The sequence below is a fragment of the Alkalihalobacillus bogoriensis ATCC BAA-922 genome, assembly GCF_000621445.1.
GTDB lineage: Bacteria > Bacillota > Bacilli > Bacillales > Bacillaceae_F > Bacillus_AO > Bacillus_AO bogoriense.
In genome coordinates this window covers 1-8596 of record NZ_JHYI01000047.1, presented here as the reverse complement: position 1 = coordinate 8596, position 8596 = coordinate 1, and the positions used below count along the sequence as shown (strand labels likewise).

Here is an 8596-nt window from a genome sequence, read left to right as displayed (position 1 = left end):
CCCGTCATCCTCCACCATATGCCGGCCTAGCTCAATTGGTAGAGCAACTGACTTGTAATCAGTAGGTTGGGGGTTCAAGTCCTCTGGCCGGCACCATTGCGATCATATTTTGTTATTTATAATAGATGATTTCGGCAAAAGTTTAGTCATACCCTGGAGGGGTAGCGAAGTGGCTAAACGCGGCGGACTGTAAATCCGCTCCTTAGGGTTCGGCGGTTCGAATCCGTCCCCCTCCACCACTTTTACTAATTTTTGGGCTATAGCCAAGCGGTAAGGCAACGGACTTTGACTCCGTCATGCGTAGGTTCGAATCCTGCTAGCCCAGCCATTAGAGCCATTAGCTCAGTTGGTAGAGCATCTGACTTTTAATCAGAGGGTCGAAGGTTCGAATCCTTCATGGCTCACCATTTTCTTTATAACAAATGAATCGTGATGCGGAAGTAGTTCAGTGGTAGAACATCACCTTGCCAAGGTGAGGGTCGCGGGTTCGAGTCCCGTCTTCCGCTCCAAATTATAAAAATGCGGGTGTAGTTTAGTGGTAAAACCTCAGCCTTCCAAGCTGATGTCGTGAGTTCGATTCTCATCACCCGCTCCAATTTAATGATTATGACATCTGAAAGAAACAGAGTCTTCATCGAGTAACATCAAATAAACTACGGGGCCTTAGCTCAGCTACGAGCGAAACATCTTGAAAAACCAGCGAGTTGTTTCGACGCATTTACAACAGTGAGATGCGAGTAGAGGAAGAAACAGGGTCTGCATTGATTAATCTTCAAATTAAACTACGGGGCCTTAGCTCAGCTGGGAGAGCGCCTGCCTTGCACGCAGGAGGTCAGCGGTTCGATCCCGCTAGGCTCCACCAAAATAGGACACTTCAAGCCTTTACACAATTAGTGTAGAGGCTTTTTTACTAGAAAAATTATAAATGTCTCCATAAAGAATAATTTTACATACTAAGAATTTGGAAAAATCAACCTGTCCCTTTTTTTTCGTGTTAAAATAAAAAATAGACGAGACATGTAACGTAATCGGTGGTTCGTTCGTATATAGAATAAACCGCATGAAAAGCGGAGGGCAAAGTAAATGGATGCAATAGTAAAACGTATAATTAATGATGTTAAAAATGGAGATCAGCAAGCTTTTTCAGAGTTAGTGGAGTTATATAAAGATAAGGTTTACCAAATTTCATATCGTATGGTCGGAAATGTACATGAGGCACAAGATATTGCTCAGGAAGCTTTTTTACGTGCCTATACAAACTTGGACAGCTTTGATACATCAAAGAAATTTTCGACCTGGCTTTTTCGAATTGCGACGAACCTTTCGATAGACCGATTGAGAAAGCGCAAACCAGACTTTTATTTAGAGGAGACAATAAAAGGGAGTGAAGGACTAACTGTAGAATCCCAAATTGCAGCAGAACAAGAATTACCAGAAGACCAATTGGTCATGATGGAAATGCAAGAGTGGATACAAGCAGAAATTAACGAACTTCCCCCGAAATATCGTTCAGCGATTATTTTAAAGTATATTGAGGACTTATCATTAAAAGAAATAAGCGACATCTTAAATTTACCAATATCTACTGTAAAAACACGTGTTCATCGAGGTAGAGAAGCGTTAAGAAAAAGATTAGGCAAAAGGTAGAAAGGGTGAATATAATGAGCTGCGAAAATAAGTATGTAAATTTAATCGACAAATATATAGATAATGAAATTGATGAAAATGAAAAGAAAGAATTAATGGAACATTTATCGACATGTTCAGACTGTCATGAAAGATATACAGAATTGAAAAAAGCGATTGCGTTTATTCAAAGTGCTTCTCATATTAGTGCGCCTTCTAACTTTACGGAAAGCGTCATGAGTCAATTACCGAAGAAAAAGAAAGTGGTTACATGGAAAAAGTGGATGCAACGTCACCCATTTTTAGTTGCGGCTTCGATTTTCTTTTTAATGATGTCTTTTAGTGTAAATTCAATTTGGTCGCATTCAGATGAATTAACGGTGACTGGAGCAGCCAATTTAAAGATCGATAAAGAACGTGGTGCAGTTATTGTTCCGGAAGGGGAAGTCGTTGAAGGTGACTTAGTTGTCCGTAATGGAACGTTAGAAGTTGAAGGCGAAGTAAGAGGAAATGTGCTACTTATTAATAGTGAACAATATTTGGCATCAGCAGGTACGGTTTCAGGAGAAATTGAAGAAGTAAACCAAGTATTAGATTGGATTTGGTATCATATTAAACATTTCTTTATTGAAGTTGTTTCTGTCTTTAACGAGAAAGAGTAGTCATTTGTTAAATATAGTATGAATTATGCTATAATGATAAGGCTATTATTATAGGTTAAAGTGGAAGGTTTGGAGGACGGACTATGTTTCCTGGCGTCGATTTCCATCTGCTCACTTATCTTGGGCGGATTGTAGATATATTATTAGTTACGTATGTAATTTACAAGTTAATTATGGTAATAAAAGGAACTAGAGCCGTTCAGTTATTAAAAGGAATAACGGTTATTTTAATTGTGTGGTTTTTGAGTTCCTTTTTTGCCTTGCGAACACTCGAATTCATTATGCAACAAGTCGTTACTTACGGGTTGCTTGCGATCATTATCATATTCCAACCAGAACTAAGGCGAGCACTTGAACAATTAGGAAGAGGAAGGTTCTTCTCAAGGTCAACCGTGCCACAAGAAGAGGAAGCATCTAAATCGATTGATGCCATTGTGAAATCAGCAAATTATATGGCAAAACGTCGAATCGGGGCTCTGATTTCAATCGAAAGAGAAACGGGAATGACCGATTATGTAGAAACAGGAATTATCATGGATGCCAAATTAACGTCGGAGTTACTTATAAATATTTTTATTCCTAATACACCATTGCACGATGGAGCGGTCATTATAAAAGAAAATAAAATATTAGCAGCAGGTTGTTACTTGCCTCTATCTGAAAATCCTTTTATTTCGAAAGAGTTAGGAACAAGACATAGAGCAGCATTAGGGGTAAGTGAAGTTTCTGATAGTGTGACACTAGTTGTTTCTGAAGAAACAGGGAATATTTCATTAACTAAAAATGGTGAGCTACACCGAGACTTAAAGGAAGATCAACTACGCGAGTTATTGGAGCAAGAGTTAGTGAATGAATCAAGACAAACAACTTCCTCGCGTTGGCAATGGGGAGGAAAGAAAAGTGAATAAATTATTTGAAAATCATTGGTTTATTAAAATTATTTCTTTTTTCATTGCTTTGATGCTTTTTTTAATGGTCAATCAAGACAATTTAAACAATCAACCTACTGCAGTGACACCACCGATGGCAACAAGTTCATATACTTTAGAAGATGTTCAATTAACCGCCTATTATGATGAAGACCGATTTGCGATTACAGAAATATCAGAGTCTGTTCAAGTGAATTTAAGAGGACCACAAAGCATTATTACCTTGCTCCAAATTTCTAGACCATCTTATGAGGTGTTTGTTGATTTAACAGAGCGAGAAGCAGGCGTTCACCATGTGAATATTGAACATAAAGGATTTCCAAATGAACTTTCTGTTTCAATTGTCCCTCAATTTACGAGAGTCGTAATACAGGAAAAAAAGACGGTTTCCATTCCGGTCGAGGTTGATTTAGTGAATCAAGAAGAGGTGGCAGAAGGTTATTCAGTTGGTACACCGATTGTGACCCCTGTAAATGTTGAGATTACAGCAGCAGAAGAACTTATCGACCAAGTGGCGATAGCGAAAGCTTATGTTGATGTCCGTGATGCGAATGAAACTATCGAAAAAGCTGTACCGATAAAAATATATGACCATTTCGGAAATGAACTTCACTTAGATGTGGAACCATCGGTTGTGGACGTCAAAGTACCAATCACAAGTCCATTTAAAACCGTTCCAATCAAAATCTCAAGAGAAGGCACATTACCAGATGGCTTAAGTATAGATTCGATTCAGTATGAACCTAGAGAAGTAACGATATTTGGTCCACAAAATGTAATTAACGACATCTCGCTTATTGAAGGAATTGTACTTGACTTAAGTACAATTACAGAAAACCAAACGGTTCAACTAGACATACCAAGACCACGTGGAGTCGAGCGGATTGAACCGAATACTGTAGAAGTAACAATCGAATTAACGGAAGAAGCGACCCGTACGATAGATGATGTGCCGTTAGAGGTCACAGGCATTTCTGAGGGATATGAAGTTGAGATTGTTGAACCAGCAACGGAATTGATAAGTGTTATGATTCGAGGTGCTGATGAATTAATAGAAAGAGTAACAAGGGAAGAACTTCAAGCTTTTATTGATGTTAGTCAACTTACACCTGGTGAACATGACATTGAGATTCAAATTGTCGGTCCCCAAAATATGGTGTTTGAAACAGAAATTCCGATAGCGACAGTCGTTGTTCGAGAAGATGAAGACGAATAGGATAGTTCATTGAAGGAGAGATTTGAAATGGGTAAATATTTTGGTACAGATGGAGTTCGAGGCATTGCGAATACAGAATTAACTCCAGAGATGGCCTTTAAATTAGGGCGTGCAGGAGGATATGTTCTCACGCGTAATACGGAAAAGCCGAAAGTCTTAATCGGTCGTGATACAAGAATATCCGGTGAAATGCTAGAAGGAGCACTTGTAGCTGGGCTATTATCGATTGGTGCTGAAGTCATGAGATTAGGAGTTATTTCTACACCAGGGGTGGCATTTTTAACAAAAGCATTAAGTGCTCAAGCCGGCGTGATGATTTCTGCATCACATAATCCAGTAGCTGACAATGGCATTAAATTTTTTGGACCAGATGGATTTAAATTATTAGACTCGCAGGAAGAAGAAATTGAAAATTTGTTAGACCAAGAAGATACGTTACCAAGACCAGTTGGCGCTGACCTAGGGCAAGTCAATGATTATTTTGAAGGCGGGCAAAAATATTTACAGTTTTTAAAACAAACCGTTCAAGATGATTTTTCAGGGCTACATATAGCTATTGATTGTGCACATGGAGCAGCATCAAGTTTAGCGGCACATTTATTTGCAGATTTAGAAGCAGATATATCAACAATGGGAACATCTCCAAATGGAATTAATATTAATGATGGTGTCGGTTCTACACATCCGGAAGCACTCGCTGAATTTTTGTTAGAAAAAGGTGCAGATGTTGGTCTAGCGTTTGACGGCGATGCCGACCGTTTAATTGCGGTCGATGAGAAAGGTAACATCGTTGATGGTGACCAAATCATGTTTATTTGTGCTAAATATATGAAAGAGCAAGGGTGGCTGAAACATAATACGGTAGTTACTACAGTGATGAGTAATTTAGGCTTTTTTAAAGCGTTAGAAGCGAATGGCATTGACGCGAAAAAGACAGCTGTTGGTGATCGCTATGTCATGGAAGAAATGCGCAAAGGTGGATATACTTTAGGTGGCGAACAATCCGGTCATATTATATTTTTAGACCATATTACAACAGGTGATGGCCTTCTTTCTGCCTTGCAGCTTGTTAATATTATGAAAGCGACAGGAAAACCATTATCTGAGTTAGCAAATGAAATGGAAACTTTCCCACAAACATTAGTTAATGTAAGAGTGGTTGATAAACAAGCGGTGCAATCGAATGAGAAGGTACAACAAGCGATTGAAAAAGTAGAAAGTGAAATGGCTGGAAATGGCCGAGTTCTTGTCCGCCCTTCAGGAACTGAACCTCTTGTTCGTGTCATGGTCGAAGCAGAAACAGTGGAACTATGTGAACAGTATGTGAATGAAATTGTCGATATTGTGAAGGTAGAACTAGGAGAGTAAAACAAAACTATGCATAGGAATCACATGTTGTGGTTGCTATGCATATTTTTATTGTATAAGTTTTACTCTCACAAACCAATTGACGTAATTTCCCTTTTAGGGTATGATTTTGGTTAAGTTTGAAAATAGTAAGGAGGATCGAGGTTATTTGAGTAATTGAAGCGCCTGAACTATGACATGGAACGGAAATACATGACATAGTTGACGAGGAAGGGGTTTATCGAGTATCGGCGGATGCCCCTCGGTTGGTTGCATCACAACCGTAAGTCTTTGAAAAAAACAAAGAGGTGACTTTTTGTACAAAAGCAAAGACAGTGATGCCACATTAAATTTAAGAGTGGGGGCAAAGGTCCCCTTTGGTTCGCTTTGCCCCCTATACCTAGGAGGTAACAGCCGTATGTGTGGTATTGTAGGATATATTGGAACAGAAGATGCAAAAGAGATTTTATTAAAAGGTTTAGAAAAGCTTGAGTATAGAGGATATGATTCAGCAGGGATTGCAGTTGTAAGCAATGACGGTGTTCACTTATTTAAAGAAAAAGGAAGAATTGCTGCGTTACGTGAGCTTGTTGATGATACTGTCGAAGGAAGTGCAGGTATCGGTCACACGCGATGGGCAACACACGGAGCACCAAGTCGTGTAAATGCTCACCCACATCAAAGTACTACATCTCGATTTACAATTGTTCACAATGGTGTAATTGAAAACTATGAGCAATTAAAACGAGAGTATTTATCCGACGTCACATTTGCCAGTGATACAGATACAGAAGTCATCGTGCAATTAGTGGAGCTCTTTTATAAAGAAGGTAAGACAGTCGAAGAAGCATTCAGTAAAGTGCTATCTATTCTAAAAGGCTCATACGCAACAGCATTAATCGATGAAGAAGATGCTGATAAAATTTATGTCGGTAAAAATAAAAGCCCGCTTTTAGTTGGTGTTGGCGACGGGGTTAACGTTATTGCAAGTGATGCAATGGCCATGCTTCAAGTAACGAATCAATTTGTAGAGTTAATGGATAAAGAAATGGTGATTGTCACTCGTGATTCCATTACGATTAAAACGATGGAAGGCACGATTATTTCAAGAAAACCTTATACTGCTGAACTAGATGCTAGTGACATTGAAAAAGGGACGTATCCGCATTTTATGCTGAAGGAAATTGATGAACAACCGTTTGTCATCCGTAATATCATCTCCAAATATCAAGGAGATAACAATGGGATCAAACTTGATAAAAGCATTCGTGCTGCGATGGCGAAAGCGGACAGAGTTTATATTATTGCAGCAGGAACAAGTTACCACGCTGGCTTAGTTGGTAAACAACTAATTGAAAATATCGCAAATAAACCAGTAGAAGTTCATATTGCAAGTGAGTTTTTATACAATATGCCTCTTCTTTCTGAAAACCCACTCTTTATTTTTATCTCACAAAGTGGTGAGACTGCAGATAGCCGTGGGGTACTTGTGAAAATTAAGGAGCAAGGATACCCGGCATTAACGATTACGAATGTTCCTGGTTCAACGCTTTCTAGAGAAAGTGATTTTACATTGCATACGCATGCAGGACCAGAAATTGCTGTAGCTTCAACAAAGGCATATACAGCACAGATGGCGGTGTTGGCAATTTTAGCAGTCGATACTGCAAGAGCACAAGGAATTGAAGTTAGCTTTGACCCAATTCAAGAGCTAAGTATTGTTGCTAATGCGATGGAAACACTATGTGACCAAAAAGAAGTGTATGAGCAAATTGCAAGAGACTATTTATCAGTGTCTAGAAATTGCTTCTTTATTGGTCGTGCGACAGATTACTTCGTGTGCCTTGAAGGCTCATTAAAGCTAAAAGAAATCTCTTACATCCAAGCAGAAGGTTTTGCGGGTGGAGAGTTAAAACACGGTACGATTGCATTAATTGAAGAAGGAACACCTGTGATTGCATTAGCGACACAAAAGCATGTGAGCTTAAGTATTCGTGGAAATGTTAAAGAAGTAGCGGCTCGAGGAGCATCAACATGCATCATTAGTATGGATGGTTGTGATGACGAAGGAGATACGTTAGTTATTCCAGAAGTTCATGAGCTATTAACGCCGTTAGCATCGGTTATTCCAATGCAGTTAATTTCTTATTATGCTGCGCTTCATCGTGATTGTGATGTAGATAAGCCGAGAAATCTAGCGAAGAGTGTAACGGTGGAGTAGAACTAGTGAAGGAAAGGCTGGTTTTGTGTCTCTACAAAAAAATTCACTTCCTTAGATAATAATAACGTTCCAGAGAAAAAAATTATGTTCCAAATCCGAAGGTTTTTCCGGTACTTTTGTCTCCCCCCAATAAACTCGTTCCTAACCAAAAAAAGTCGGTTCAGGACAAATAAACTTGGTTTAAGATCGAAGGAAAACCAGAGCAAATTCTGGCTACCTTCGGTCTTTTTTTATTTAATCATTTTTACTTTTTTACGTTTTTGTCGTTCTAACTTTGTAGTTTTTACATATTTGTCGTTCTAAATGTTGTAAAAAAGATGATTTTTACATTATTGTCGTTCTATTTCTCCCTTTTTATTAGAAGACCATATGGTCTTCCTCCTTCATCCTAAAACTTTATATGTACTTTATGTACCGACTTTTTTAGTCCGAAATAAGCTCATACTCTGTGCAATATTTGAAAAAAGCGGGAAAAATGAGGGAAAGACTTTTTTAGTCGGAGAATATTGGGAATAGACTTAAGGCTAATAGTAGCAAGGGTTTGAGTAGAGTTAAGGGAAAAGGGGAGGAGGAGCGAGTTTTTTAGTCGGATACA

6 protein-coding genes and 7 tRNA genes are annotated in these 8596 nt (G+C 38.7%); all 13 read left to right on the top strand.

Annotated features, from left to right (window positions below; translation table 11 throughout):
- Window positions 1-20: 20 nt before the first annotated feature.
- The 13 genes from T323_RS0115555 to glmS all read left to right on the top strand — a co-directional run bounded on the left by T323_RS0115555 (window position 21) and on the right by glmS (window position 8001).
- Window positions 21-96 (top strand) — tRNA-Thr (locus T323_RS0115555).
- Between the two features lie 59 nt (window positions 97-155).
- Window positions 156-239: transfer RNA gene (locus tag T323_RS0115550), tRNA-Tyr, on the top strand.
- A gap of 14 nt (window positions 240-253) precedes the next feature.
- Window positions 254-328: transfer RNA gene (locus T323_RS0115545), tRNA-Gln, on the top strand.
- 3 nt (window positions 329-331) lie between these two features.
- Window positions 332-407: transfer RNA gene (locus T323_RS0115540), tRNA-Lys, on the top strand.
- Between the two features lie 27 nt (window positions 408-434).
- Window positions 435-509, top strand: a tRNA-Gly gene (locus T323_RS0115535).
- Window positions 510-521: 12 nt separating this feature from the next.
- Window positions 522-595 (top strand) — tRNA-Gly (locus T323_RS0115530).
- Between the two features lie 191 nt (window positions 596-786).
- Window positions 787-862 (top strand) — tRNA-Ala (locus tag T323_RS0115525).
- A 221-nt stretch (window positions 863-1083) separates the two neighbouring features.
- The gene (gene sigW, locus T323_RS0115520; protein WP_026674093.1) at window positions 1084-1647 is read left to right on the top strand and encodes an RNA polymerase sigma factor SigW; all 564 of its coding nucleotides are present in this window, start codon (window positions 1084-1086) and stop codon (window positions 1645-1647) included.
- Window positions 1648-1661: 14 nt separating this feature from the next.
- Window positions 1662-2288 (top strand): anti-sigma factor family protein, encoded by a 627-nt coding sequence (locus tag T323_RS0115515; protein WP_026674092.1) that lies wholly within the window; start codon window positions 1662-1664, stop codon window positions 2286-2288.
- An 83-nt stretch (window positions 2289-2371) separates the two neighbouring features.
- On the top strand, window positions 2372-3196 hold the full coding sequence (gene cdaA / locus T323_RS0115510) for a diadenylate cyclase CdaA (protein ID WP_026674091.1): 825 nt from the start codon (window positions 2372-2374) through the stop codon (window positions 3194-3196).
- On the top strand, window positions 3189-4433 hold the full coding sequence (locus tag T323_RS0115505; RefSeq protein ID WP_026674090.1) for a CdaR family protein: 1245 nt from the start codon (window positions 3189-3191) through the stop codon (window positions 4431-4433). The genes cdaA and T323_RS0115505 overlap by 8 nt, the downstream gene beginning before the upstream one ends.
- A gap of 27 nt (window positions 4434-4460) precedes the next feature.
- A complete protein-coding gene (gene glmM / locus T323_RS0115500) occupies window positions 4461-5801 on the top strand; it encodes a phosphoglucosamine mutase (protein ID WP_026674089.1) in 1341 nt (446 codons plus the stop codon).
- Between the two features lie 397 nt (window positions 5802-6198).
- Window positions 6199-8001, top strand: a complete 1803-nt coding sequence (glmS, locus tag T323_RS0115495) for a glutamine--fructose-6-phosphate transaminase (isomerizing) (RefSeq protein WP_026674088.1) — start codon at window positions 6199-6201, stop codon at window positions 7999-8001.
- Window positions 8002-8596 lie beyond the last annotated feature (595 nt).

Excerpts from the sequence above, each read along its gene's own strand:
- sigW (WP_026674093.1), top strand. The coding sequence starts at position 1,084 with ATGGATGCAATAGTAAAACGTATAATTAATGATGTTAAAAATGGAGAT.
- T323_RS0115515 (WP_026674092.1), top strand. The coding sequence starts at position 1,662 with ATGAGCTGCGAAAATAAGTATGTAAATTTAATCGACAAATATATAGAT.
- cdaA (WP_026674091.1), top strand. The coding sequence starts at position 2,372 with ATGTTTCCTGGCGTCGATTTCCATCTGCTCACTTATCTTGGGCGGATT.
- glmM (WP_026674089.1), top strand. The coding sequence starts at position 4,461 with ATGGGTAAATATTTTGGTACAGATGGAGTTCGAGGCATTGCGAATACA.
- glmS (WP_026674088.1), top strand. The coding sequence starts at position 6,199 with ATGTGTGGTATTGTAGGATATATTGGAACAGAAGATGCAAAAGAGATT.